Consider the following 25,045-nt stretch of genomic DNA (forward strand, 5'->3'; position numbering starts at 1 on the left):
GCCCCCCGGCGGGCGGCGGCACATTCTGCGGCGCCCCGGTCTGCTAAAGAGGGAATGGAGGCCCGTTCAAGCCCCCCTTTGAATTGCCCCCCCTTCCCCCCATGCGCCTGACCCTGATCACCGACCCCGCCGCCGAGGCCGCCCTGGAAGACACCCGGGTGCGGACGCGCGAGTATGCCAACGCGCTGCTGGTGCTGGCCCGGGGCCGCCCGGGCGAGCGGGCCGGGACGCTGGGCCGCAGCCTGGACCTGGGCGAGGCCCTGCCGCACTGCACCCGGCGCGCGGTGGCCGACGAGGTGGAGCGGGCGCGGCACTGGGCGCGTGGCGGCCTGAAAACCGACAGTTTCTGGCTGGACGCCCGCAGCGTGCGCGTTCATACGGCGGCGGCCCAGGTGAGCGTGTGGACGCTGCGTGGCCGCCTGACCCTGGACGCGCGGCTGGGCAACTACCAGCGTCACCTGCTCAATACAGGCGTGGTGCGCGGGGGCCGGATCACGCGCGCCCGGTCGGGCGAGTGGTATGTGCGGGTGCAACTGGCCCCGCGCGCGGCGCCCACCAGTGTGGACGCGCTGGAACGCCAGGGCCTGTTCAGTGAGGTGATCCGGCGCCTGCGCGGCCCCCGGCTGGGGGCCCGCCAGCAGGGGCAGCTGGCCCTGGCGCTGCTGGACACCGGACAGACCGACGAGGCCGAGCTGCTGCTGCTGACCGCGCTGGGGGGAGAAGCGCCCGACGCCCGCATTCACCTGGGCCTGAGCCTGCTGGCCGGCAGCCGCCGCGATCCGCAGGCCCGGCTGCTGCACGCCGGGCGCGGCCTGCAGGCGGCGCCCGACGACTTCACAGGGTGGTGGCTGCGCTGCTCACAGGCACGCGCCCTGGTGGAACTGGGCCGCGCCCCCGAAGCCCAGCCCATCATGGACGCGGTGCTGCGCGACCTTCCGGCCTCGGAACTGCGGTCGCGGGCGCGGGCCCTGTATTTCGCCCAGGGGGTCTGCGCCGCGCTGGACGACTTTGCCGGTCAGGACCGCTACGGGCGCGAGGCCCTGCGCCTGTTCGACCTGCTGGGCCTGGGCGGCGAGGGCCTGTCGCTGCGGCTGGATCTGGCCTACCGCCTGTATTTCCAGGGCCGCGCCGACGAGAGCTTTGCCATGATTGGCGAAGTGCTGGACATGACGGCCCGCCTGGACGACCCGCGCGCGGGCGTGGCCCACCTGATCTGCGCCGAGTTGCACCTGCTGAGTGAGGAATTCGGGCCGGCCCTGGCGCATCTGGACCAGGTGCACGCGGCGCAGGGGCGCCATGCGGGTGACCGCCTGGACGTGCCGGCGCGCGCCTTTGCCGCCGAGTGCCTGTGGCGCCTGGGCCGCCTGGGCCGGCCGGACTTCGAGCGCCGCATTGAGGCGCTGCAGCCGGCCCAGGACTTTGATCATGTGGTCAAGGCGTTTTACACCGGCTTGCTGGCCTTTGAGGCGGGGCAGCGGGGAGCGGCGCGCGCCGCGTTTGAGCAGGTGACGGGCGGCGTGGCCCTACTGGACGGCTTTCGCCTGCGCTCCTACGCCTTTTTGGCCTTCGAGCGCTGGGCCGCTGGCGAGGCGCTGGAAGCGGCCAGCGCCGAGCTGCGGCGCGCCCTGAACCATGTGGGCGGCGAACTGGCGCTGGCCGTGGACGCCGGGCGGCTGGCCCCCCTGTACGCCGCCTGCGCCGAGCGCGGCATCGGGGGACGCCCGGTGCAGCGCCTCGCGCAGCGTCTGCGGCCTCTGCTGAGCGTGCGTACCCTGGGGGGCTTTGCGGCCAGCGTGAACGGCCAGCCGGTGCATATTCGCCTGAGCAAGGCGCGCGAACTGCTGGCCTACCTGCTGCTGCACGGCCCGGCCAGCCGCGAAACCCTGATCACTGCCCTGTGGAACGGCGAGGCGCGGCCCGAACTGGGCTCGTATTTCAAGCAGGCGCTGCACGCGCTGCGCCAGGCCCTGCGGCCCTTCGTGCCGGCCACCGCCGAGCCGGTGGCGCACCTGGGCGGGCTGTACCACCTGTCTGAACGGTTTGCACTGCAAAGCGACGCCCTGGCCCTGCGCGGCGCCCCCGCGCAGGACGCCGGGCAGCTGCGCGAGCTGCTGCAGCGCTACGCCGGCCCCTTTCTGCCCGAGGTGGACACCGACTGGGCCGCCCAGATGCGCTCAGAGCTGGATGCCCAGGCCCAGGCGCTGGCCATGGCCCTGGGCCGCAGCCTGGAAGATGGGAATCCGTTGGCAGCGGCGCGCGCCTATCTGCAAGCGGCCACACTCAACCCCCTGTTTGAATTGGCCTGGGACGCGGCGGCGCAGGCCTACGAACGGGCGGGGGCGCCGCATCTGGCCCAGCACGTCCGCACCCAGCAGGCGCTGGCACTCCAGCAGGAACTGGGGCTGTGGCCCGCCGAGGTGAACTGAGCAGGGGACTCTGGGCCACGTAAGGGCCGCGTGGCCCCCGGGGGCTGGGTCCAGGGTGCCGGGTTGTCCCCAGGTTAACCGGGCCTGCGGCAGACTGCACGCAGTTCATCTGCGCTTTCGGAGGTTGCTGACATGAAGACTCTGCTGACTCGAACCCTCATGGTCGTGTCGCTGCTGCTCGTTTCGGCAGCGCCCGCCAGTGCCACGTTGAACGCCCCGTGTTGCATCACGGGGGGCAGCCCCGCCTCTTCTCCTGCGCCGCGCTAGCGGCTGCCGCTCTGCCCCTGACCCCTCCTCTCACGCGGCGCGAGCATCCGCCTTCCCCAGCGTCTTTCCCTGCACCGTCTTGCACCCTTCCCGCTCCGCCGCCTGGCCAGAAGCGTCTCACCGCGCTTCTGGCTTCTGCTGTGTGGGCCGCTGCCGCGCCCCTCTACCCCTGGCGCAGCGTTTGCAGGATGCCGGCGGCGATCTCTTCGACGCTGGCGGTGGTGGTGTCGCGCACCGGAATGCCCACCCGCTGAAACAGGCGCTCGGCGCGGCGAACCTCGTGCTCGCACTGTTCCAGGCTGGCGTAGCGGCTGCCCGCCTTGCGCTGGGTGCGAATGGCGTGCAGGCGCCGGGGGTCAATGGTCAGGCCGTGCAGCTTGGCGCGCCAGGGTTCCAGGGGCAGCGGCAGGCCGGTGCGCTCGAAGTCGTCCTCGGCCAGGGGATAGTTGCTGGCGCGAATGCCGTGTTGCAGCGCCAGAAAGAGGCTGGTGGGCGTCTTGCCCGCCCGGGACACGCCCACCAGAATCACGTCGGACAGGCCGTACTGCTTGTCGCCCACGCCGTCATCGGTGGCCAGGGCGAAATCCAGGGCGTCCATGCGCGACAGGTACGCCTCGCTGTCGTGCATGTCGTGGTGGCGGCCCACCTCGCGCACGGCGGGAATGCCGAATTCGCGTTCCAGCACCCCCAGTCCGGGCCCCAGCAGGTCAAAGACCTCGGCCGGGCACGCCTGCAGCTCGGCCAGCACGTCGGCGCGGGTGACGGTGGTAAAGATCAGCGGGCGCTCGCCGCGCGCGGCCAGCAGCGCCACCTCGCGCGTGACGGCCTGCGCGGCCGGCACGTCGGCCGTGAAGGGGCGGCGCCGGTACACCAGCGGCTGGCCCGGAAAGTGCGCCAGCAGGGCGCGGGCAATGTTCTCGGCGGTCAGACCGGTGTGGTCGCTGACAATCAGCACAGTGCGCGGCTCGGGCATGGGCCCAGCCTGACACGGCGCGCCCGGAAGAGGGGGGGCGTCTGGCGTGCGGGGACATTGTCACCCCCCGGGTGGCAGGGCGGGGCAGCAGGGTCGGGTAAGCTGAGGGCACGGCACACAAACCCACCCGCTTCCACTCAGGAAAACCCGCAACGCAACGGAGAAAACCTATGGATATGATTCGCCCGTTCCAGACACTAAGGATGACCGACGTGGAGCTTGTCGGCGGCAAGAACGCGTCGCTCGGCGAGCTGATCCAGGGCCTTGCGGAGGCCGGGGTGCGCGTGCCCGGGGGCTTTGCCACCACCGCCGACGCCTTCCGGCTGTTCTTGCAGGACAACCAGATTGAGCAGAGCATCAACGCCCGGCTGCACAGCCTGGACGTGAACGACGTGGTGGCCCTGGCCCAGGCGGGCCGCGAGATCCGCGCGCAGGTGGAGGCCGCCGCCCTGCCCGCCGCACTGGAAGAGGCGATTCGCGCCGCCTACGCCGGGCTGACGGCCGAATCGGGCGGCACCGAGCCGGACGTGGCCGTGCGCTCCAGCGCCACCGCCGAGGACCTGCCCGAAGCCAGCTTTGCCGGCCAGCAGGAAACCTTTCTGAATGTGCGCGGCATTGACAGCGTGCTGCACCATGTCCGGCTGGTGTTTGCCAGCCTGTACAACGACCGCGCGATTTCCTACCGCGTGCACCACGGCTTTGCCCACAGCGACGTGGCCCTGTCGGCGGGCGTACAGCGCATGGTCCGCACCGACCTGGGCGCCAGCGGCGTGGCCTTTACCCTGGACACCGAAAGCGGATACAGGGACGCCGTGCTGGTCACCAGCGCCTACGGCCTGGGTGAAATGGTGGTGCAGGGCGCCGTGAACCCCGATGAATTCTTCGTGTACAAGCCCGCGCTGAAAGCCGGCCACAAGGCGATTCTGCGCCGCACCCTGGGCAGCAAGGCCAGGAAGATGATCTACGCGGAAGGGGGCGGCGTGCAGACTGTGGAGGTGCCCGGTGAACAGCAGCGCGCGTTCAGCCTTTCGGACGCGGACCTGACCGAACTGGCCCGGCAGTGCGTGACCATTGAAGAGCACTACGGCCGCCCCATGGACATTGAATGGGGCAAGGACGGGCGAGACGGCCAGATCTATATTCTGCAGGCCCGCCCCGAGACCGTGCAGAGCCGCACCGGGGGCGTGCTGGAACGCTTTGAACTGACCGGCAAGGGGCCGGTACTGGTCGAAGGCCGCGCGGTGGGCAACCGCATCGGGGCCGGGGTCGTGCGCGTGGTCCGGGACGTCTCGCAGATGGATCAGGTCCGGGACGGCGACGTGCTGGTGGCCGACATGACCGACCCCGACTGGGAACCGGTGATGAAGCGGGCCAGCGCCATCGTGACCAACCGGGGCGGGCGCACCTGCCACGCGGCCATCATTGCCCGTGAACTGGGCATTCCGGCCGTGGTGGGCACCGGCAACGCCACCCGGGAACTGGCCAGCGGCCAGGCCGTGACCGTCTCCTGCGCCGAGGGCGACACCGGCTTTGTTTACGGGGGCCAGCTGGCCTACCGGGTCAACCGCGTGGAACTGGGCAACATGCCGGACGTGGGCCTGAAGATCATGATGAACGTGGCCTCGCCCGACCGCGCGTTCTCGTTCGCCGCGCTGCCGCACGAGGGCGTGGGGCTGGCGCGCGTGGAGTTCATCTGCTCGAACGTGATTGGCATTCACCCCCGGGCGCTGCTGGATTACCCGGAGGTGCCCGGGGACGTGAAGGCCCAGATTGACGAGAAGACGGCCGGATACGCCAGCCCGCGCGACTTTTTCCGCGAGAAGCTGGCCGAGGGCGTGTCCTCGATTGCCGCCGCCTTTGCCCCCAAGCCGGTGATCGTGCGCCTCTCGGATTTCAAGAGCAACGAATACGCGCACCTGATCGGCGGGGCCGCCTACGAGCCCACCGAGGAAAACCCCATGATCGGTTTCCGGGGGGCCAGCCGCTACCGCAGCGCCGACTTTGCAGCGGCCTTTGCGCTGGAATGCGAGGCCATCAAGTCGGTGCGCGACGAGATGGGCCTGACCAACGTGCAGGTGATGATTCCCTTCGTGCGCACCGTGGACGAGGCCCGGCAGATCATCGAGATTCTGGGCCGAAACGGCCTGAAGCGCGGCGAGAACGGCTTGAAACTCATCATGATGTGCGAGATTCCCAGCAACGCCATCCTGGCCGACCAGTTTCTGGAATACTTCGACGGCTTCTCGATTGGCAGCAACGACCTGACGCAGCTGACCCTGGCCCTGGACCGCGACTCGGGGCTGGTGGCCGACCTGTTTGACGAGCAGAACGAGGCGGTGCTGGCGCTGATGGCGCTGGCCATTGCCGCCGCCAAGCGCGCGGGCAAATACGTGGGCATCTGCGGCCAGGGCCCCAGCGACCACCCCGCGCTGGCCCAGTGGCTGATGGAGCAGGGCATTGATTCCGTGAGCCTGAACCCCGACTCGGTGCTGGGGACGTGGCTGCACCTGGCCGGCGAGGGCGCCGAAGCGCGGGCGACCGTCGCAGGCTGAAACAGCGCCGGTGGGCAGGGGCGGGGCCTTCACGGGCGCCCGCCCCTGCCCCGTTTGCCTACACTGCCCCCATGAGCGCCGACCCCGGGTTGGACCCTGCCGCGCTGCTGGCTGTGGTGCGCGCCCACTTCGGGTGGGCCGCCGACACGGTGACGTTCCTGCCGCAGGGCACCTCGCACGCCTACCGCGCCCAGGGACCGGATGGGCCCCTGTTCCTGAAGGTGCAGCCCGATTCGCCGTACGGGGTGCGGGCCACCGCGCGGGCCCTGGCCGAGGCGCCGCTGCTGGGCGCCCTGCGGGCAGCGGGGCTGCCCCATGTTCCCCGGCCCATTCCCACCCGCACCGGGGGCTGGGCCGCTCCGCTGGGGGGCTTGACCGTATTCGCCTCTGCGTGGATTGACGGCGAGCCCCTGGGCGAGGGCTGGGCGAACGCGCTGCCCGAACTGGCAGAGCGGCTGGGCCAGCTTCACCGGATGGCCGGCGAGCTGACGCGCGCGCTTCCCGCCCTGCCCGTGCCCCCGGAGGACTTTGCCCTGCCCTTCGACGAGCGGCTGACCGGGGCGCTGGACACGCTGGCCCGCCTGCCCGCGCACGCGCGCCCCGCCCTGGTCCGGCTGGCTGGGCTGCTGTTGCCCCACGCGCCTCTGATCCGGTCGCTGCTGACCCGGGCCCGCGAGGGCGCGGCGCGCGCCCAGGCCAGTGCGCCCCCGTTCGTGGTCTGCCACACCGACGCCCACAGCGGCAACGTGATGCGCGGCCGGAACGGTGAGCTGTGGCTGATTGACTGGGAAACGGCGCGGCTGGCCCCGCCCGAGCATGACCTGTGGCTGCTGGGGCGCCAGCTGCCGGCGCTGCTGCCGGCCTACGCCCGGGGCCTGGGCCGCCCCTTTACCCCAGACCCCGAACGGCTGGCCTTCTATGTGCGCCGCCGCGCCCTGGAAGATCTGGCCGAGGACGTGCGCTGGCTGCTGCACGAAGCCCCCACCCCCCAGACCGAGGCGCATTCGCTGGCCCTCATCGAGCGCTTCATGCTGCCCGCCCTGCTGAGTGCCGAGGCGGACGTGGCCGCGCTGGAGGGGTGAGGCAGACCATAGGCGGCGCGGCTCTGGGAAGCTGACCCCCTCACCCCTCGCTGCGGCGCAGCTCTTCAAGTCCCACGAGGGGAGCGGGTCAAGAGGTCAACTGGGCTAATCCCCGATCAGTGGTCCGCTACGCCCTGCCCGTCAAGCTGGCCGCCTGCGCCTCATGCCTCTCTCGGTCAGTCTGGTAACGAGCACGACTCTCCGCCGCATCGCTGCAGGCAAAGGGCCCGACGTACTGCGAGGTGGACACATTCAATTGACGGTGATCACCCTGGGGGTCCGGTCCACCACCGTGATGGCTGGGCCGAGCGCCTGTTCGCGGCTGCCGTACCAGGATTTTCCAAAGCCCAACACGGTATAGGTGCCCGGCCTGGCAAACACCAGATTGGTGCTGAAGGAGAAGGACTTGCTTTCGCCCCTGTTGTTCTTGTCTGACCAGAATGTTGATCGGGCTGCACCCGGCGACAGAGCGACCGTGGTGGGCAGGGCCTGTTGGGCCAGACACGCTCTGGCCACAGCGTCGCTGTATGCCACCGCCCCCTCAAAGACGCAGACGCCCAACTCCAGGTCGTACGAAAGAGACGTGAAGTTGGCACCGGAATCCATCAGAACGTCGGCGCCGACGGCAGCGTTCACGGATGTTCCGACAGAAGCCGGAGCGCCCACCGCCGTGGTCATCTCCACGATATAGGGCAGGATGTCGGAATGGGGATTCGTGAGCTGGCACGAGGTCAGCAGAAGGGCGCAGAGGAGCAGGCGAGGCGGCATGCTGCCCCTACAGTAACCCCTGGCGCAGCGCCTGTACGGCCGCCTGGGTGCGGTCGGCGGCGCGCAGTTTCACCAGCAGTTCCTGCACATGCAGCTTGACGGTGCTCACGCTGATGCCCAGGGTCTGGGCAATCTCGCGGTTGCCCAGGCCATCGGCAATCAGGCGCAGCACCTCGGTTTCGCGCGCACTCAGGGGCGAGGCGGCGTTGGGGGCGCGAATGCCGCCCAGCACGTGATGGGCCACCTGCGGGTCCAGGTAGGCGCTGCCGGCCGCCGCCGCGCGGATGGCCAGCAGCAGCAGTTCGGGGTCGGCGCTTTTCAGGCAGTAGGCGTGCGCCCCGGAGGCCAGGGCCGCCAGCACCTCGCCGCGCAGGTCGTGGGCGGTGAGCATCACGGTGCGCACCCCGGGCCAGCGCGCGGCGATCTCGGCGGCGGCCCGGATGCCGTCCATGCCCGGCAGGCCAATGTCCAGCACCGCCACATCCACCGGCTGCGGCCCGGCCTGGGTGCGCGCGAGCACCTCCAGGCCCTCTTCGCCGCTGCGCGCCTCGGCCACCACGCGCAGATCGGCTTCCAGGTTGATCGCCGCGCGCAGGCCGTCGCGGGTAAAGGCGTGGTCCTCGACCAGCAGCACGCGGATGGGGGCAGGGCTCACAGGTCCTCCAGGGGCAGGGTCAGGGTAAAGACGCTCTGGGCGCGGGCGGTGCGGGTGTAGGTCACGCGCCCGCCGTGGGCCTCGGCAATGCGGCGGGTGAGGTACAGGCCCAGGCCCGTGCCGCCCCCGGCCCCGCCCGCCCGGAAGCGCTGAAACAGCGTGGCCTCGCGCCCCGGCGGCACCCCGGGGCCACCATCAAGCACGCTCAGGGCCGCCTCGTCCCCGTCTCGGCGCAGCCTGATCTGCACGGTGCTGCCCGGCGGCGCAAAACGCGCGGCGTTGTCCAGCAGATTCTGCACGGCGCGGCGCAGGTCGTGGGCCTGCCCGCGCACCCGCACACCCTCCAGCACCGGCTCCAGCGTAACGCCGCGCGCCTGCGCCCGGGGCTCCACCTGGGTCACCACCCCCAGCACCACGTCGCGCAGGGCCACGCTGCGCGCCTCGTCCTGGGCGTCGCCGCTCTCGTACTTGGCCACCAGCAGCAGCTGATCGGCCAGGGCCAGCAGCGCGCCGTTGGCGTCCAGGCCGTTGTGCAGGGTGGCGCGGTACGCCTCGGGCAGCGGGCCGTAGGCACCCCTCAACGCTGCGCGCATGTTCACGGCGTTGGCCATCAGGGGCGTGCGCAGGTCGTGCGAAAAGGCGTACACCAGATCCTGCAGCACCTCGCCCCGGGCCTGCAGCTGCGCCTGCCGCTCCTGCAGGTCGTCGAGCAGCGCGGTGCGGTCCAGCAGCGGCTGCAGGGTCTGCACCGCCTCGGCCAGCACGTCGGGGGGGGCGGCGGCCCCGGTCACGATCAGCAGCAGGTCCTGTTCATGGGGGCGGGTCAGGCGCGAGAGCAGGGTGTCGCCGCCGTTGACCGCCCACACCTGGGTGCTGCCGGGCGGCCGGGCCAGCACGTCCAGCGGCAGCCGCGTGCCCAGCCGCCCCGGGCCGCCGGCCGGAGCCAGAGCGTGGGGCGCGCGCAGCACCGCGCGGTCCACCCGGCCAATTTCCACGCTGGCCGCGCCGGTCAGCTCGCGCAGGGCCTGGGCCGCGCGCGCCACGAATTCGGCCTGTCCGTAGGGCCCGCTCACCGTCTCCACCAGCACCCGCAGGGCCCGCTCGCGCGCCAGGCGGCGGCTTTCTTCCTCCAGCCGCGCCGCGCGCAGCGAGGCTTCACGGGCGCGCAGGGTCAGGCCGCCCACCAGCAGGGCCGCCAGCATGCTCACGGCGCGGTTGCCCAGATCGTTGGGGGTCAGGCCGTCGCGCAGGGCGTTGACCACCATGGCCAGCAGGTTGCCCGCCATGGCCACCCCCAGCAGCTGCAGGGTGGTGCGCCGCGTGCCCCCCAGCGCCGAGAGCGCCACGGGCGCACTCAGCAGCGTGCCCACCACCAGCCCCGAGGGCGTCAGCATGTCGGCCACGGTAATCAGCGCGGTCAGGCTCAGGCTCAGCCAGGACCGCTCACCCCAGCGGGGCGCGGAAGGGACTTCAGGGGTGGGGGGGGTCTGGGGCATAGGAAAGAAGCTTGCCCAGCCTACCCGCTGCGTCCCCCCCAGGGGCTGGCCAGATGGCCATCCCCCCGGCCAGGCGGCGCTACCCCGGGGCCCGGGGGGCGGCGCACCCTGGCGGGTATGGACGCTTTTCTGCTGATTCTGGTGCTGGCCCTGGGGGCCTACCTGCTCTACGCCCTGGTGCGCGCCGAGAGGTTCTGAGGCCATGGATATCTTTCTGACCTACGCCCTGGCCATTGGCCTGGCCCTTCCCCTGGGCCTGCTGATCGCCCGCGTGTACGACGGCCCGGCCTCGCGCCTGAGTGCGGGGCTGCTGCGCCTGTGCGGAGTGGACGCCGCGCGCGGCATGAGCTGGACAGGCTACGCGGCGGCGCTGCTGGGCACCAACCTGCTCGTGGGCCTGGCGGCGCTGGCCACCTACCTGCTGCAAGGCGGACTGCCGCTGAACCCCGACGCCATTGGCGGCCTGCGCTGGGACACGGCGGTGCACACCATGGCCTCGTTCATCACCAACACCAACCAGCAGCACTACAGCGGGCAGAACGGCCTGTCGTACCTGTCGCAGCTGCTGGGCATCACGGCGCTGCAGCTGTTCACCCCGGCCGTGGGCATGGCCGCCCTGTTCGCCATTCTGCGCGGCCTGCGCGGGCAGACCAACATGGGCAACTACTACCTGGATGTCACGCGCGCCCTGGGCTTTCTGGTGCCGGCCTCGGTCGTGCTGGCGCTGCTGCTGACGTGGCAGGGCGTACCCAGCACCTTTGGCGGCGCAACAACCGCCACGCTGATTGAAGCGCAGACGGTGGAGGGGCAGGCCGTGACCACCCAGACCATTCCGGTGGGCCTGGTGGCCAGCATGGTGGCCATCAAGCAACTGGGCACCAACGGCGGGGGCTGGTACGGCCCCAACTCGGCCACGCCGCTGGAAAACCCCACGCCCCTGTCGAACCTGCTGCAGATGATCAGCATTCTCCTGTTTCCCGTGGCGCTGGTGGTGGCCGCCGGGCGCTTTCTGCGCCGCCCCCGCTTTGGCGTGGTGATCATGGGCGTCATGAGCCTGCTCTCGGCGGGGCTGACGCTGGCCGCCGTGCTGGCCGAGCGCGCCCCGAACGCGGCGCTGGGCGGGCTGGCCGCCGCCGGGCCCAACCTGGAAGGCAAGGAGGTGCGCTTCGGCGCCGACGTTTCGGCGCTGTGGGGCGCCATCACCACCCAGACCAGCAGCGGCTCGGTGAACGCCATGCTGGATTCGTTCACGCCGCTGGGCGGGCTGGTGCCGCAGCTGGGCATGTTCCTGAACGACGTGTACGGCGGCATTGGCGTGGGGCTGATCAACATGCTGGTGTTTGTGCTGATCACCGTGTTCGTGGCCGGGCTGATGGTGGGCCGCACCCCGGAACTGTTCGGCCGCAAGATTGAGGCCCGCGAGATCAAGATCGCCTCATTGATTCTGCTGCTGCAACCGCTGCTGGTGCTGGGCCTCACGGCCGCCGCGCTGGCGAATCCGGCCGTGACCGCCAACTCCAACCCCGGCTTTCACGGGCTGTCGCAGGTGCTCTACGAGTACAACTCTGCCTTTGCCAACAACGGCAGCGGTTTCGAGGGTCTGGGCGACAACACGCCCTGGTGGAACCTGACCTGCGCCGCCGCGCTGCTGCTGGCCCGCTTCCTGCCCATCGTGGGGCCGCTGGCGATCGCCGGACTGCTGGCCACCAAAAAGGCCGCCCCCGAAACCAGCGGCACCCTGCGCGTGGACACCCCGGTGTTTGCCGGGATGCTGCTGAGCGTGATGGTGCTGCTGCAACTGCTGAACTTTGCCCCCGCGCTGGTGCTGGGCCCGGTGGCCGAACACCTGAGCGTGCAGGCCACCCAGGACGTGACGAAATGACCGCTGCGCCGCACCCCAAGAAGAATTCCGTGTTTGCCCCGGAGCTGCTGCGCGCCGCACTGAAGGCCGCCGTGCTGAAACTGGACCCCCGCCCCATGGCCAGGAACCCGGTGATGTTCGTGGTGCTGGTGGGCGCGGTGGTGACCCTCTTCCTGACCGTGCAGAACCTGGTCGCCGGGCGCCCCTGGGCCTACGAGGCGGTGATCACGCTGCTGCTGCTGTTCACGGTGATTTTCGCCAACTTTGCCGAGGGGCTGGCCGAGGCGCGCGGCAAGGCGCAGGCCAATGGCCTGCGCGCGGCGCGCGAGGACACCCCCGCGCGGCGCGTGGTGAACGGCCAGGAAGAGGTGGTGCCCAGCACCCGGCTGGCCCGGGGCGACGTGGTGGTGGTCAAGGCCGGCGAGATGATTCCCGCCGACGGCGAGGTGGTTGAGGGTCTGGCCAGCGTGGATGAGAGCGCCATTACCGGCGAGAGCGCCCCGGTGATCCGCGAGGCCGGCACCGACCACAGTGGCGTGACCGGCGGCACCCGGGTGCTGTCCGACCGCATCGTGGTGCAGGTGACCAGCCAGCCCGGCGAGAGTTTTCTGGACCGCATGATCGCGCTGGTCGAGGGCGCCAGCCGCCAGAAGACCCCCAACGAACTGGCCCTGAGCATCCTGCTGGCCGCCCTGACGCTGGTGTTTCTGATCGTGGTGGCGGCCCTGCTGCCCATGTCGCGCTTCGTGGGGGCCGAGGTGAACGTGGTCACCCTGGTGGCGCTGCTGGTGTGCCTGATTCCCACCACCATCGGCGGCCTGCTGCCGGCCATCGGCGTCGCGGGCATGGACCGCGCGCTGCAGGCCAACGTGATTGCCAAGAGCGGCAAGGCCGTGGAGGTGGCGGGCGACGTGGACATCCTGCTGCTGGACAAGACGGGCACCATCACCATTGGCGACCGGCAGGCCACCCGCTTTGCCCCGCTGCCCGGGGTGAGCGCCGAACAGCTGGCGCGCGCCGCCGCCGTGGCCTCTCTGGCCGATCCCACGCCCGAGGGCAAGAGCATCGTGGCGCTGGCCCGGCAGCAGGGCGTGCAGGCCGAGGAACCCACCGGCGCCCAGTGGATCGAGTTCACCGCCCAGACCCGCATGAGCGGCGTGGATTACCCGGCCACCACGGGCGCGGTCAGCATCCGCAAGGGGGCATCGGACCGGATCGCGCGGCTGGCCCAGGAACGCGGCGCCAGCGTGCCCCCCGAACTCTCGCCGCTGGTGGACGAGGTGGCGCGCGCCGGCGGCACCCCGCTGGTGGTGATTGAAAACGGCCGCCTGCTGGGCGTGGTGGCGCTGTCCGACATCGTGAAGCCCGGCATGCGCGAACGCTTCGAGCAGCTGCGGCGCATGGGCCTGAAAACCGTGATGATCACCGGCGACAACCCCCTGACCGCCGAGGCGATTGCCCGCGAGGCCGGCGTGGACAGCTTTCTGGCCGAGGCCACCCCCGAGGACAAGCTGGCGATGATCCGCGAGGAGCAGGCGGCGGGCAAGCTGGTGGCGATGATGGGCGACGGCACCAACGACGCCCCCGCGCTGGCCCAGGCGGATGTGGGGCTGGCCATGCAGAGCGGCACCCAGGCGGCCAAGGAAGCGGCCAACATGATCGACCTGGACAGTGATCCCACCAAACTGATCGAGGTGGTGGAAATCGGCAAGGGGCTGCTGATGACCCGGGGCGCCCTGACCACCTTTTCCATTGCCAACGACATCGCCAAGTATTTTGCGATTCTGCCCGCGCTGTTCGCCGCGCAGCTGCCGGTGCTGGCCCCGCTGAACGTGATGGGCCTGCGCAGCCCCGAGAGCGCCATTCTCTCGGCCGTCATCTTCAACACGCTGGTGATTCCGGCCCTGATTCCGGTGGCCCTGAAGGGCGTGCGCTACACCCCCGGCAGCGCCGACGCCCTGCTGGCGCGCAACCTGCTGATCTACGGCCTGGGCGGCGTGGTGGTCCCGTTTGTGGGCATCAAGCTCATTGACCTGCTGCTGGGCGCGCTGGGGATGTGAGGGGCCCTGTGCCCTGAGGGTCCGCCCGCCTCCCCGCCGCTCTCTTCTGTTCGGCTCGCCGCTGCTCTCTTTTCCCTTCGGAGTTTGCCATGACCACCCTGCCTCCTGCCGCTTCCCCCGCCCCTGACCTCTCGGCCCAACCCGGCTTTTCCTCGTGGCTGCGCTTCGCCCTGCTGTGGCTGGTGCTGGGGGGGCTGGCGTACCCGGCGCTTACCACCGTCACGGCGCACACCCTCTTTCCCCGGCAGGCGAACGGTTCGCTGCTCACCAAAAACGGGCGCGTGGTGGGCTCGGCGCTGGTGGGGCAGCCCTTTCGCGGCGAGGCGTACTTTATCGGCCGCCCCAGTGCCGCCGGGACCGGCTACGACCCAGTGAACGTCTCGGGCAGCAACTTGGCGGTCAGCAACCCGGCGCTGCGCGAGCGGGTGCAGGCGGCGGCCCAGGCCATCGCGGCGCGCGAGGGCGTGACCCCGGGGCAGATTCCCGCCGATCTGCTCACGGCCAGCGGCAGCGGCATCGACCCGCACATCTCGCCCGCCGGCGCCGACCTGCAGGTGGCCCGCGTGGCGCGCGCACGCGGCCTGGACGCGGCGCAGGTGCGCGCCCTGGTGACCCAGGCCACCGAGCGTGCCCCGCTGGGCCTGGGCCAGCGCGGCGTGAATGTGCTGCGGCTGAATCTGGCCCTGGACGCGCTGGCCCCCGCCGCCCAGCCTGGACAGGCGCCCTGAGCCCGGGGCAGGCTGAAGCGGTGAGCGATCCCCCCGGCCCTGTGCGCCTGCCCCCGCGCCGCCCCGCCCCGGACGCGGCGCGGGGACGGCACAAGGTGTTTGTGGGCATGGCGGCCGGGGTAGGCAAAACCACCCGCGCCCTGCACGAACTGCGCGAGCGTCTGCTGGCCGGCGAGGACGCCCTGATCGGCGTGCTGGAGACCCACGGGCGCGCCGACACCATCCGCGCCGCCGAGGGCCTGCCGGTCTTTCCACGTCTGGAACTGCGCCGGGGCGACGTGGTGCTGGGCGAGCTGGATGTGGCCGGCCTGCTGGCCCGCCGCCCCGCCCTGGTCCTGGTGGACGAACTGGCGCACACCAACGCCCCGGGCAGCGCCCGCGAAAAACGCTGGGAAGACGTGGCGGCGCTGCTCACGGCGGGCATTCACGTGCTGTCTACAGTGAACGTGCAGCACCTGGAATCGCTGAACGACACGGTGGCCCGCCTGACCGGCGTGCGGGTGCGCGAGCGCGTGCCCGATCAGGTGCTGCTGAGCGCCGACGAGCTGGTGCTGATTGACCTGCCCCCCGACGACCTGCGCGCCCGCCTGCGCGCGGGCAAGATTTACGGCCCGGAGAAGATTGAGCAGGCGCTGGGGCACTTTTTTACCGTGCCCAACCTGATGGCCCTGCGCGAGATTGCGCTGCGGCAGGTGGCCAACGCCGTGGAGATGGACGCCCCGGCCGGCGAACCCGGCGTGCAGGAGCGGGTCGTGGTGGCAGTGGCGGCAGAAGGCAGCGGCGCGCGCCTGATTCGCCGGGGCGGGCAACTGGCCGAGCGGCTGCGCGGGGAACTGCATGTGGTCACGGTGCGCCCGCCCCGCCTCAGCCCCGAACAGTCGCGCCTGCTGGACACCTTCCGGGCCATCACCACGGCGCTGGGCGGGCATTTCGAGGTGCTTGAACCCCAGGGCGGCGTGGCGCAGACGCTGGTGCGCTACCTCACGGCCGCGCACGCCACCCAGGCCGTGCTGGGCGAAAGCAGCCGCTCGCGCTGGGACGAGTGGTGGCGCGGCGACATCATCAAGACCGTGCTGCGCGACACCCGCAACGTGGACGTGTACGTGATCACGCGGGAGTAGCTGCCCCCCCCGGGCGGAAGCACGCCCCCCCGTCGCCGCGCCGCGTGGCCCGGCGGGGCCCCTTCCCCGCTCCCCTTCCCCGCTCCCTCTATGCTCAGGGCCATGACGCCGCCTGCGCCCCTCGTTCGCCCGGCCACCACCCAGGACGCCGCCTTCGCCGCGCCGCTGATTCAGGCCACCATCGGCCGCATTGGCTGGGCGCTGACGGGCGTGGCCTCGGACCGGGCGGCGGCCCAGGCCATTGCCCACCACTGGGCCCAGCCGGATCACCGCCTGAGCTTCACGCACGCGCGGGTGCTGGAACGGAGCGGGCAGCCGCTGGGGCTGGCTGTGGCCTACCCGGGGGCCGACGCCCCGGCCCTGGACAGCTTCTGGCGCGCCCGCCTGCGGGCCCTGGGCCAACCGGACGACATAGAGAGCGAGGGCACCCCGGGCGAGCTGTACCTGGACACGCTGGCGGTGGTGCCCGCCGCGCGCGGGCAGGGCCTGGGCGCGCGGCTGCTGGCCCACACGGCCGGGTGGGCCGCCGGGCTGGCGTTGCCCCGGGTGGGCCTGCTGGTGGAGGCCGACAACCCGGCCGCGCGCCTGTACGCCCGCGTGGGCTTCCGGCCGGCGGGCACACGGCAGCTGGCGGGCGGCACCTACACGCATCTGGTGCGCCCCTGCGCGTTCTCTCCCTCTTCCGGCTGACCCCCGCCCCGGCGCGCGGGCGTTATGCTCGGCAGCGTGCGCGCCGCTGTGTTTGCTCTGGTTGCCCTGGCGGGTGGGGGGGCCCTGCTGGCCCCTGCCGTTCCCTTTCTCAGCCGTTACGGCACCCTGCCCAGGAAGGCAGAGGGCCCGGTGACGGTGCTGCTGGCCGGCGTGGACGTGGACTACAACGACAAGGCCCCGGTGTGGCCCTACCCCGCCAAGCCCGAAAACTACACAGGCCGCACCGATACCCTAATGCTGGCGCAGGCGTGGCCGGACGGGCGCGTGAACCTGCTGGGCATTCCGCGCGATTCGTGGGTGAATGTACCCGGGTACGGCTGGGGCAAGATCAACGGCGCCAACGTGCACGGCGGGCCCGAGATGCTGGTGGGCGCCGTCCAGAACCTGACCGGCCTGCGGGTGGACGCCCATGTGCTGCTGAGCCTGAACGCCCTGCCCGCCCTGACCGACGCGGCAGGCGGCGTGACGGTGGACGTGAAGCAGGCCATGAAGTACGACGACAACGCCGGCAACCTCCACATCGACCTGAAGCCGGGCCGCCAGCGCCTCAGCGGCGAACAGGCGGTGGGCTTCCTGCGCTTTCGCAAGGACAACCTGGGCGATATCGGCCGCATTACCCGCCAGCAGGAGTTTCTGGCGGCGCTGGCCGCGAAGGTCAAAAGCCCGCTGAACTGGTGGCGGCTGCCCGCCATGGTGGGGGCCACCGACCGCCACATGAAAACCAACCTCACCCGGGCGCAGGTGGCGGCCCTGGGCGGCGCGGCGCTGGGCGGCGTGAAGCTGCAGAGCTTCCCGGTCCCCGGCACCTTCGGGGCGGGCGGCACCTGGGCGGTGGACCGCGCCGCGCTGCAGGCGACCATCGCCAGGCATTTCCGCGATCCCAACGACCCCCGCAGCCTGGGCGTGGCCGTGGTCAACACCGACGCCCCGGACGGCAGCGCCCGGCGCCTGAAAACCCGTCTGGAGGCCCTGGGCTACACCAACGTCTGGATCGTGAACGAGGCGCGCGGCCCGGCCACCACCACCGCCACCGGTGAAGCTGCCGCGCGGGTGCTGCAGGACGTGGGCCACGGCGCTGTGTCCCAGGCAGCCGGCGCCCCCGGCGCCGACGTGACGGTGCGCCTGGGCAACGACACCCCGGGCGAGTAGGCCTTCCTGGACCCAGTCCTTCTGTCTAGACACCCCCTTTCTGAAACGATTCAGCTCCGCAGGCTCACCTGTTACCCTGCCCGCATGACCGGCATTCCCTCCCTGACGGGCGAACTGAAATGGTGGCAGAGCGGCGTTATTTACCAGATCTACCCCCGCTCCTTTCAGGACGACAGCGGCGACGGCGTGGGCGACCTGCGCGGCATCACCCGGCGCCTGCGCTACGTGGCCAGCCTGGGGGTGCAGGCGGTGTGGCTCTCGCCCATCTTTCGCAGCCCCATGCGCGACTTCGGCTATGACGTGGCCGACTACTGCGACATAGACCCGCTGTTCGGCACCCTGGCCGACTTCGACGCCCTGGTAGCCGAGGCCCACCGCCTGGGCCTGAAGGTGATGCTGGACTACGTGCCCAACCACACGTCCTCGGACCATACGTGGTTTCAGGACGCCCTGGGGGGCCGGGAGAGCGAAAAGCGCGACTGGTACGTGTGGCGCGACCCCGCCCCGGATGGCGGCGTGCCCAACAACTGGAAGTCTTTTTTCGGCGGCCCGGCCTGGACCCTGGACGAAGCCAGCGGCCAGTACTACCTGCACCAGTTTCTGCCAAGCCAGCCGGACCTGAACTGGCGCCACCCGGCGGTGCGCGAAGCCATGTTCGAGGTGCTGCGCTTCTGGATGCGCCGGGGCGTGGACGGTTTCCGGGTGGATGTGATCTGGCTGCTGGCCGAGGACGAGCGCTTTCTGGACGAGCCGGAAAACCCGGACTGGCAGCCCGGCCAGCCCGAGCACTGGCGCCTGCTGCACCCCTACACCCAGGACCAGCCTGAAACCCACGCGTACATCCGCCAGATGCGCGCCGTGCTGGACGAATTCGAAGGCCGCATGATGGTGGGCGAGATCTACCTGCCCATCGAACAGCTGCTGCCCTACGCGGGCACGCCGGACGCCCAGATGGTGCACCTGCCCTTTAACTTTCACCTGATTCTGATGCCCTGGGAGGCCGGGGCGGTGCGCGCCTTTGCCGACCGCTACGACGCGGCGTGCCGCTCGGCGGGCACCTGGCCCAACTGGGTGCTGGGCAACCACGACCAGCACCGCTTCAAGACCCGCCTGGGGCCCGCGCAGTACCGCGTGGCCCAGACCCTGCTGCTGACCCTGCGCGGCACGCCCACCGTGTACTACGGCGATGAGATTGGCATGGAGAACGTGCCGGTGCCCCCGGAGCGCATGGTGGACCCGGCCGGGCTGCAGCAGCCGGACGTGCCGGGCGCCAGCCGCGACCCCGAACGCACACCCATGCCCTGGGACGCGGGCGAGAACGCGGGCTTCAGTGCGCCGGGCACTGCCCCCTGGCTGCCCCTGGGCGAGGCCGCCGCGCAGCGCCATGTGGCTGCCCAGGAGGCCGACCCCCAGAGCGACCTGCACTATTTCCGCACCCTGACCCGCCTGCGCACCGACCACCCGGCGCTGGTGGGCGGCACCTACCGCAGCGTGGACGCCGGGGAGGGTGTGTTTGCCTACTTCCGTGAGGGCGGCGGCGAGCGCCTGACGGTGCTGCTGAACTTCACGGGCGACTCTCACGACCTGGGCGAGCTGACCGTGGGCCAGACCCTGCTGAGCAGCGGCGGCGACCTGCCCGCCAGCGGCGCATCCCTGCGGCCCCACGAGGCGCGCATTCTGCGCTAGGGCACAGCATGGGCACGGGCGGCCTGTGCAAAAGCCGCCCGTGTGTGTTGATCGTGCACAGAAGCAGGCGGCACGGCGCTTCAGGGTCCGGCTTCCCCGCAACCCTCAGTACGGCAGGCCCGCCAGCCGCAGCAGTTCCTGGCGCACCTGCGCGGCGTCGGCAGGGCGTTCGTGGCGTTCGGGGCGGGTCAGGCTCAGGTGCAGGGCGCCCAGGGGGTCGGGGGTCAGGGGCTGGGGGTCTTCGGGGTCGGGCAGCGCGCCGTACAGGCCCCAGCCCAGCAGCACGCCCACGCCGTACAGGTCGCTTTCCGGGCCCAGCGGCTCGCCGCGCGCGGCTTCCGGGCTCTGAAACGCGGCGGTGCCCATGCGCGTGGGCGTGCTGAACGCTTCAAAGGCTGGCCCCGACAGGTCGTAGTCCACCAGCTTGGCGCGGCCGTCATCCTCGACAATCACGTTTTCGGGCTTGATGTCGCGGTGGACCAGCCCCAGGCTGTGCAGGTAGCCCAGGGCGTCGAGCAGATGCACGAGGGTCAGAAGAAACGGGCGGCGCTCAGCAGCGGCGGCGGGGCGCTGGCTGTAGCGCCCGAACAGCACCTCGCCGCGCGCCAGGGTGCTGATCAGGGCCGGCTGGTCATCCACGGTGGTGCGCGCCATCACCCGCACCAGCCGGGGGTGGTCCAGGTGGTGGCCGTGCTGGTATTCACGGTCGGCGTAGCCCAGAAGGTGGGCCGGAAAGATCTTCACGGCGCAGGGCTGCCCGGTGCGGTCCACCGCGAAATACACGAGGCTGTGCGAACCCCGGCCCACCGGCCGGACCAGTCGCACGCCGTCTCCCACCACCTGACCCGCCAGAGGCATCGGCCTTCAAGCTACACCACCTTGGGGGGGGTGCGCTTCTCCCCTGTGGGGGCAGAGGGCGGCCGGGCTGTGTCTAGAATTCGGCCATGACCAAGCACAGGCTGGCCCGGGGCCCCCAGGAGCGCGCGTGAAAGGCTACGGCCTGGTGCTGGGCGGGGGCGGCGCGCGGGGGCTGGCGCACCTTGGAGTGTGGGAGGTGCTCGAAGCCCACGCCCTGAAACCGGCGGTGGTGGCGGGCACCAGCATGGGCGGGCTGGTGGGGGCCTTTGTGGCGGCCGGCTACAGCGCCGCCGAACTGCAGCGGCTGGCCCGGGGGGTCTCGTGGCGGCGTCTGCTGGACCTGCGGCCCACCCCGGGGCTGATCCGGCAGTCGGCCTTCAGTGCGTGGCTGGCGCAGCACCTGCCGGCCACCTTTGAAGAGCTGCCCACACCGCTGGCCATCACCGCCACCGACCTGCTCTCGGGGCGCGCGGTGTACCTGACGCGCGGGGACCTGCACACCGCGCTGCGGGCCACCACCGCCTACCCTGGCGCGCTGGAACCCGTGCCCTACGAGGACCTGCTGCTGTCCGACGGCGGCATTCTGAACCAGCTGCCGGTGGACGCCGCGCTGTTCCTGGGCGCGCGGCAGGTGCTGGCGGTGAACGTCACCGCCCCCGATCCCCTGGAGCTGGAGGGCCGGCGCGTGCTGCCGCTGCCCTGGCGCCGGGGGGCCTCGCTGGGGCCGGTGCGCGCCCTGCGCCGCGCGGTGGAAATCATGCAGGCGCAGCTGACCGACGCCCGCGTGAACCTTTACCGCCCGGACGTGCAGCTGCGCCCGCAACTGGGCGACATTGACCTGATGACCTTTGGCCGCGCCGAACAGGCCATCGCCGCTGGACGCGAGGCGGCCCTGGCCAACCTGCCGCGCCTGCTGACCCTGCAGGGCGCGCCGGGGCGGCCCGGGGCCTGAACGCGCCCCCGGGAATCCGGGCTTTTCCCCGCAGTCATGCCCCCCGTCCGCTATGCTGCGCGGTGCATGACCAGACCAGAGAAGCCCGCCCTGAGCCCCCTTCAGAAGTTGTGGAAGGAAGTGCTGGAACCCATCGTGTTCGCGGTGGTGATCACGCAGTTTGTCGCCACGCTGGTGGGGGTGGACGGCGTGAGCATGATGCCCAACCTGCGCGACCGCGAGCGCGTGTTCGTGCCCAAGTACGAAACGTGGCTGCACAAGGCGGGCATTGGCGACTTTAAGCGCGGCGATATCCTGATTTTCAAGCCCCCGCGCGCGGCCAGCGCGAAGATTGAAAACCTGAACAAGGCCGCGCCCCTGAACCTCTGGACCTACCGGCCCTTCCTGATCAAGCGCCTGATTGGTCTGCCCGGCGACACCATCCGCGTTCAGGGCGGCGAGGTCACGGTCAACGGTGTGCCCCTGGATTCAGGTTGGACCACCGACTACTGGAAAGAGCAGGGCTGCTGGGATACCGAAAGCCCGGTGGCAAATCTGGCGCAGTCCTCGGGCATTGCGGGCTATACCACAGGCGTGGTGCAAGATCAGGAGACGTTTACCGTCCCCGCCGGCCACTACTACGTGATTGGCGACAACCGCACCCCCAACGGCTCGGAGGATTCGCGCATTATTGGCGCCATTCCCCGGCGCGACGTGGCTGGGCGCGCGGCGGCCGTGGTGTGGCCCATCATGCGCAAGGTGAACGCCAAGGGGCCCTGTATCCCTGGCGTTGACCCAGAGCTCAGCGGCGACAGCGTGCTGAACTGGCGCGTGCTCAGCCGCCCGGCTGCCTTTACCGAGCTGCAGCAGGCCCTGAACCGTTAAGACGGATTCCAGGCACCACAACGCAAGCTGCGCCGCCCCGGGCCACCCTGGGGCGGCTTGCTTTGAGGCGCCCCACCCCTCCCCTGGGCTGTATTCACCCCTATGGCTTGCAAGCTCCCTGTGAGAGCGGCCTTTCTATCCTGAGCCCCATGAGCCGCGCCGCCAACGACAGGCCCCTGGAGCCGGCGACCCTGGACGCGCAGATTGCCCAGGCCGACGACCTCGTGGTGGTGGACCCGGCCCGGGCCGAGGCGCTGGCCCGCGCGGCGGCGGCCCAGGCCGAGCGTCTTCACTTGCCCCTGCAGGGGGGGCGCGCCGGGGTCCTGCTGGGGGCCACGCTGTTTTTCCAGGCCCGTTACGCCGAGGCCCTGCAGGCATTCGGGCAGGCGCTGATCACTGCCCGGCAGTGCGGCGACGCCCCGCTGGAGGCGCGGGCCCTGAACGGCCTGGGCAACGTGGTCAGCCATCAGGGTGACTACGCCGGGGCGCTGGAATACTTTCTGAACAGCTCGCAGGTGGCGCAGGCCAGCGGTGACGAACAGGGGCGGGTGCGGGTGCTGAACAACATCGCCGCCGTGTGGGCGGAACTGGGCGAGCATGCCAGCGCCCTGGAAGCCCACCAGGAGGTGGTGGAGGTCGCCGCACGCCTGGGGGACCGCAGCCTGCACAGCAGCGCCTGCGTGAACATGATGGTGGACCATAACGCTCTGGGTGAGCACGCGCAGGCCCTGGCCCTGGCCGACACCCTGCTGCCCCGACTGCTGGAGAGCGACATGCGCCAGCACGCTGTGGTGACCCAGGCCTACCGCGCGCACAGCCTGCTGCACACGGGCCAGTTGGAGGCCGCCCAGACCGTGATTCAGGACACGCTGCCGCTGGCCGAAGCCATCGCCGAGCAGGTGCACGTGTGCCTGCTGCTGCTGATGCAGGGCCTGATTCATCAGCGCCAGGGGCAGGCCGTACAGGCCCTGCCCCCCCTGGAACGCGCCCTGGCCCTGGCCCGCGAGCACGGCATTGGCCGCCAGGAACAGGACGCCCTGAAAGCCCTGAGCGAGGTACGCGAGGCCCTGGGCGACCTGGGCGGCGCGCTGGCCGATCTGCGCGCCCACCACGCCCTGGAACGCCGGATTCACGCCGAGGCAGTGGACCGCAAGACCAGGTTCCTGACCGCCCAGTTTCAGCTGGAAACGCTGCGCCGCGAAGCCGAACAGGAGCGCCAGCGCGCCCAGCAGCTGCAGCAGGACCACGCCGCGCTGCAGGAAGACCACGCCCTGCTGGCCCACCGCGCGGCCCACGACCCACTGACCGGCCTGGCCAACCGCGCGCACTTTCAGGCGGCGGCTGAACAGGCGCTGCAGCGCGCGGGCAGCGCTCCTGTGGGCCTGCTGTTTCTGGATCTGGACGGCTTCAAGGCCGTGAACGATACCCTGGGCCACGATGCCGGGGACGACCTGCTGCGGCAGGTGGGCGCGCGCCTGCGGGCCGGGGTGCGCCGCGAGGATCTGGTGGCCCGCCCCGGCGGCGACGAATTCACGGTGCTGCTGCCCGGTCTGCGCTGCCCCGACGACGCCCACCGGGTGGCCCGGGAGCTGCTCCGGCTGATCACGAAGCCCTTCACAGTGCAGGGAGAAACTGTGCAGATCAGCGCGTCCGTCGGGGTGGCGGTCACGCCGCAGGACGGTCAGGCCTTTGCCACCCTGCAACGCCGCGCCGACGAGGCCATGTACCGCGTCAAGCGCGCGGGAAAACATGACGTCCAGGGCGCTGCTCAGGCCGGCTAGCGCGGGCGCGCGGGCGATCCTTTTCCATCACGATCAACTGTTCCCCCTTCCAGCAGCTCTACCTGCCGCCCATCCGGGTCCAGCACAAAGGCCATGTCGCGCCCACCGGGGCTGGCTTGCAGGTCGCGGGTGACCGTTACGCCCGCCGCGCGCAACGTGGGCAGCAGGGCGCGCAGGCCCGGCACGTGCAGGGCGATGTGTTCGGCCCAGTGGGGATGCGGGGCCGGGCCCTCACCGGGCACCTCGAAGAATTGCAGGCGGCCCTCCCCCAGGCGCAGCACCGCGCGGCCATACCCTTCGGGAGTGAGGAGCTGCTTTTCGACCACCGCACCCAGCCGGGTGTAAAAGGCCAGCGCAGCCGACAGATCGCGGGTCAGGAACGACACGTGTTTGAGCATGAGGTTCAGGGTAGCGGCGCGGCGGGGTACGGTGGGGCCATGGCTTCCCCACCCTGGCCGCTTTCGGGCCGCGCCTGGATCGCTGTTTACCGCCGTCCCCAGCCCGGCGCGCTGCTGCTGGTGCGCTACGCCACCTCCCCGGTGGGTCCCTACGACGAGGTGATGTGGGTGGCCCTGGGCGCCCCCAGCCCCGCCGGGCCGCGCCCGCAGGTGACGCGCATTGCCGTCAGTACGCCGCAGAGTGTGGCCTGGGGCCGGGCCAACTGGGGCATTCCCAAGACGCTGGCCCGCTTCGAGTGGCTGGGCACCTCGGCGCGCGGGCAGGTCCGGATTCAGGAAGACGGCCGCCTTCTGGCCCACGTCGCCTTCGAGGGCTTTGGGCCCGCGCTGCCCGTGTCCACCGGGCCCATCCCCACACCCTGGCGCACCCTGGCCCAGCCCCGGCTGGACGGCGAAAGCGGCTGGTGGCTGACCCGGGTGGGCCTGCGGGGCCGCGTGCAGCCGGCCCGGCTGACGGTGCTGGAGGGTGAGGCGCTGCACCCGGGGCTGCAGACGGCCCGGCCGCTGCTGACGGTGGCCGTGCCCACGGGGCACCTGCACTTCCCCGTGCCCACGCCTGCCTGACCGGTCGTTCGGGGTCAACCATCCCCGGCGCGC

At 71.1% G+C, this 25,045-nt stretch carries 21 protein-coding genes; 15 read left to right on the forward strand and 6 right to left on the reverse strand.

The window, feature by feature from the left end; translation table 11 throughout:
* Positions 1–101 precede the first annotated feature (101 nt).
* Entirely contained in the window at positions 102–2,426 is a 2,325-nt protein-coding gene (locus C8263_RS04580) for an ATP-binding protein (RefSeq protein ID WP_107136926.1), read from the forward strand.
* Between the two features lie 430 nt (positions 2,427–2,856).
* Here the strand turns inward: C8263_RS04580 and C8263_RS04585 are convergent, their stop codons facing one another.
* Positions 2,857–3,666 (reverse strand): pyruvate, water dikinase regulatory protein, encoded by an 810-nt coding sequence (locus tag C8263_RS04585; RefSeq protein ID WP_107136927.1) that lies wholly within the window; start codon positions 3,664–3,666, stop codon positions 2,857–2,859.
* 170 nt (positions 3,667–3,836) lie between these two features.
* Between C8263_RS04585 and ppsA the strand changes: the two genes are divergently transcribed.
* On the forward strand, positions 3,837–6,218 hold the full coding sequence (gene ppsA, locus C8263_RS04590) for a phosphoenolpyruvate synthase (protein ID WP_107136928.1): 2,382 nt from the start codon (positions 3,837–3,839) through the stop codon (positions 6,216–6,218).
* A gap of 71 nt (positions 6,219–6,289) precedes the next feature.
* A complete protein-coding gene (locus tag C8263_RS04595; RefSeq protein ID WP_107136929.1) occupies positions 6,290–7,300 on the forward strand; it encodes an aminoglycoside phosphotransferase family protein in 1,011 nt (336 codons plus the stop codon).
* A 252-nt stretch (positions 7,301–7,552) separates the two neighbouring features.
* Here C8263_RS04595 and C8263_RS04600 read toward each other — a convergent pair whose 3' ends face one another.
* The 3 genes from C8263_RS04600 to C8263_RS04610 are packed head-to-tail and all read right to left on the reverse strand — an operon-like array spanning position 7,553 to position 10,219.
* Positions 7,553–8,068 carry a hypothetical protein gene (locus C8263_RS04600; protein WP_107136930.1) on the reverse strand — a complete coding sequence of 172 codons (516 nt, stop codon included), beginning with the start codon at positions 8,066–8,068 and terminating at the stop codon, positions 7,553–7,555.
* A 7-nt stretch (positions 8,069–8,075) separates the two neighbouring features.
* Positions 8,076–8,723 (reverse strand): response regulator, encoded by a 648-nt coding sequence (locus C8263_RS04605; protein ID WP_107136931.1) that lies wholly within the window; start codon positions 8,721–8,723, stop codon positions 8,076–8,078.
* A complete protein-coding gene (locus C8263_RS04610) occupies positions 8,720–10,219 on the reverse strand; it encodes a sensor histidine kinase (protein ID WP_233218643.1) in 1,500 nt (499 codons plus the stop codon). The genes C8263_RS04605 and C8263_RS04610 overlap by 4 nt, the downstream gene beginning before the upstream one ends.
* 117 nt (positions 10,220–10,336) lie before the next feature.
* Here C8263_RS04610 and kdpF point away from each other — a divergent pair, with 117 nt between their 5' ends.
* The 8 genes from kdpF to C8263_RS04650 all read left to right on the forward strand — a co-directional run bounded on the left by kdpF (position 10,337) and on the right by C8263_RS04650 (position 19,535).
* Entirely contained in the window at positions 10,337–10,417 is an 81-nt protein-coding gene (kdpF, locus tag C8263_RS19880) for a K(+)-transporting ATPase subunit F (RefSeq protein WP_107136932.1), read from the forward strand.
* Positions 10,418–10,421: 4 nt separating this feature from the next.
* Positions 10,422–12,101 carry a potassium-transporting ATPase subunit KdpA gene (gene kdpA / locus C8263_RS04620; protein WP_107136933.1) on the forward strand — a complete coding sequence of 560 codons (1,680 nt, stop codon included), beginning with the start codon at positions 10,422–10,424 and terminating at the stop codon, positions 12,099–12,101.
* Positions 12,098–14,140 carry a potassium-transporting ATPase subunit KdpB gene (gene kdpB / locus C8263_RS04625; RefSeq protein ID WP_107136934.1) on the forward strand — a complete coding sequence of 681 codons (2,043 nt, stop codon included), beginning with the start codon at positions 12,098–12,100 and terminating at the stop codon, positions 14,138–14,140. Before kdpA ends, kdpB begins: the two co-directional genes overlap by 4 nt.
* Before the next feature lie 89 nt (positions 14,141–14,229).
* Entirely contained in the window at positions 14,230–14,868 is a 639-nt protein-coding gene (kdpC, locus tag C8263_RS04630; protein ID WP_107136935.1) for a potassium-transporting ATPase subunit KdpC, read from the forward strand.
* A gap of 20 nt (positions 14,869–14,888) precedes the next feature.
* Positions 14,889–15,989: a histidine kinase gene (locus C8263_RS04635; protein ID WP_107136936.1), complete on the forward strand. Its 1,101-nt coding sequence runs from the start codon at positions 14,889–14,891 to the stop codon at positions 15,987–15,989.
* Between the two features lie 102 nt (positions 15,990–16,091).
* Positions 16,092–16,679 carry a GNAT family N-acetyltransferase gene (locus tag C8263_RS04640; protein ID WP_107136937.1) on the forward strand — a complete coding sequence of 196 codons (588 nt, stop codon included), beginning with the start codon at positions 16,092–16,094 and terminating at the stop codon, positions 16,677–16,679.
* A gap of 36 nt (positions 16,680–16,715) precedes the next feature.
* Complete coding sequence (locus C8263_RS04645) at positions 16,716–17,849, forward strand: LCP family protein (protein WP_442873426.1); 1,134 nt, start codon at positions 16,716–16,718, stop codon at positions 17,847–17,849.
* Positions 17,850–17,933: 84 nt separating this feature from the next.
* A complete protein-coding gene (locus C8263_RS04650; protein WP_107136939.1) occupies positions 17,934–19,535 on the forward strand; it encodes an alpha-amylase family glycosyl hydrolase in 1,602 nt (533 codons plus the stop codon).
* Positions 19,536–19,640: 105 nt separating this feature from the next.
* Here the strand turns inward: C8263_RS04650 and C8263_RS04655 are convergent, their stop codons facing one another.
* Complete coding sequence (locus C8263_RS04655) at positions 19,641–20,393, reverse strand: serine/threonine-protein kinase (RefSeq protein ID WP_107136940.1); 753 nt, start codon at positions 20,391–20,393, stop codon at positions 19,641–19,643.
* Between the two features lie 127 nt (positions 20,394–20,520).
* On the opposite strand from C8263_RS04655, the gene C8263_RS04660 reads away from it, so the two are divergent.
* The 3 genes from C8263_RS04660 (at position 20,521) to C8263_RS04670 (ending at position 23,990) form a co-directional block, all read left to right on the forward strand.
* A complete protein-coding gene (locus C8263_RS04660) occupies positions 20,521–21,345 on the forward strand; it encodes a patatin-like phospholipase family protein (RefSeq protein ID WP_107136941.1) in 825 nt (274 codons plus the stop codon).
* A 66-nt stretch (positions 21,346–21,411) separates the two neighbouring features.
* Positions 21,412–22,209, forward strand: a complete 798-nt coding sequence (lepB, locus tag C8263_RS04665; RefSeq protein ID WP_107136942.1) for a signal peptidase I — start codon at positions 21,412–21,414, stop codon at positions 22,207–22,209.
* 149 nt (positions 22,210–22,358) lie between these two features.
* The gene (locus C8263_RS04670; protein WP_107136943.1) at positions 22,359–23,990 is read left to right on the forward strand and encodes a diguanylate cyclase domain-containing protein; all 1,632 of its coding nucleotides are present in this window, start codon (positions 22,359–22,361) and stop codon (positions 23,988–23,990) included.
* Here the strand turns inward: C8263_RS04670 and C8263_RS04675 are convergent.
* Entirely contained in the window at positions 23,987–24,388 is a 402-nt protein-coding gene (locus tag C8263_RS04675; RefSeq protein WP_107136944.1) for a VOC family protein, read from the reverse strand. The genes C8263_RS04670 and C8263_RS04675 overlap by 4 nt on opposite strands.
* A 39-nt stretch (positions 24,389–24,427) precedes the next feature.
* Here C8263_RS04675 and C8263_RS04680 point away from each other — a divergent pair, with 39 nt between their 5' ends.
* The gene (locus tag C8263_RS04680; RefSeq protein ID WP_233218644.1) at positions 24,428–25,012 is read left to right on the forward strand and encodes a hypothetical protein; all 585 of its coding nucleotides are present in this window, start codon (positions 24,428–24,430) and stop codon (positions 25,010–25,012) included.
* Positions 25,013–25,045 lie beyond the last annotated feature (33 nt).

The organism is Deinococcus arcticus, assembly GCF_003028415.1.
GTDB classification, from domain to species: domain Bacteria; phylum Deinococcota; class Deinococci; order Deinococcales; family Deinococcaceae; genus Deinococcus; species Deinococcus arcticus.

Excerpts from the sequence above, each read along its gene's own strand:
- C8263_RS04640 (WP_107136937.1), top strand. The coding sequence starts at position 16,092 with ATGACGCCGCCTGCGCCCCTCGTTCGCCCGGCCACCACCCAGGACGCC.
- C8263_RS04655 (WP_107136940.1), bottom strand. The coding sequence starts at position 20,393 with ATGCCTCTGGCGGGTCAGGTGGTGGGAGACGGCGTGCGACTGGTCCGG.
- kdpF (WP_107136932.1), top strand. The coding sequence starts at position 10,337 with ATGGACGCTTTTCTGCTGATTCTGGTGCTGGCCCTGGGGGCCTACCTG.
- C8263_RS04600 (WP_107136930.1), bottom strand. The coding sequence starts at position 8,068 with ATGCCGCCTCGCCTGCTCCTCTGCGCCCTTCTGCTGACCTCGTGCCAG.
- C8263_RS04595 (WP_107136929.1), top strand. The coding sequence starts at position 6,290 with ATGAGCGCCGACCCCGGGTTGGACCCTGCCGCGCTGCTGGCTGTGGTG.
- ppsA (WP_107136928.1), top strand. The coding sequence starts at position 3,837 with ATGGATATGATTCGCCCGTTCCAGACACTAAGGATGACCGACGTGGAG.
- kdpA (WP_107136933.1), top strand. The coding sequence starts at position 10,422 with ATGGATATCTTTCTGACCTACGCCCTGGCCATTGGCCTGGCCCTTCCC.
- C8263_RS04675 (WP_107136944.1), bottom strand. The coding sequence starts at position 24,388 with ATGCTCAAACACGTGTCGTTCCTGACCCGCGATCTGTCGGCTGCGCTG.
- C8263_RS04670 (WP_107136943.1), top strand. The coding sequence starts at position 22,359 with ATGAGCCGCGCCGCCAACGACAGGCCCCTGGAGCCGGCGACCCTGGAC.
- C8263_RS04580 (WP_107136926.1), top strand. The coding sequence starts at position 102 with ATGCGCCTGACCCTGATCACCGACCCCGCCGCCGAGGCCGCCCTGGAA.
- C8263_RS04585 (WP_107136927.1), bottom strand. The coding sequence starts at position 3,666 with ATGCCCGAGCCGCGCACTGTGCTGATTGTCAGCGACCACACCGGTCTG.
- kdpC (WP_107136935.1), top strand. The coding sequence starts at position 14,230 with ATGACCACCCTGCCTCCTGCCGCTTCCCCCGCCCCTGACCTCTCGGCC.
- lepB (WP_107136942.1), top strand. The coding sequence starts at position 21,412 with ATGACCAGACCAGAGAAGCCCGCCCTGAGCCCCCTTCAGAAGTTGTGG.
- kdpB (WP_107136934.1), top strand. The coding sequence starts at position 12,098 with ATGACCGCTGCGCCGCACCCCAAGAAGAATTCCGTGTTTGCCCCGGAG.
- C8263_RS04610 (WP_233218643.1), bottom strand. The coding sequence starts at position 10,219 with ATGCCCCAGACCCCCCCCACCCCTGAAGTCCCTTCCGCGCCCCGCTGG.
- C8263_RS04650 (WP_107136939.1), top strand. The coding sequence starts at position 17,934 with ATGACCGGCATTCCCTCCCTGACGGGCGAACTGAAATGGTGGCAGAGC.
- C8263_RS04680 (WP_233218644.1), top strand. The coding sequence starts at position 24,428 with ATGGCTTCCCCACCCTGGCCGCTTTCGGGCCGCGCCTGGATCGCTGTT.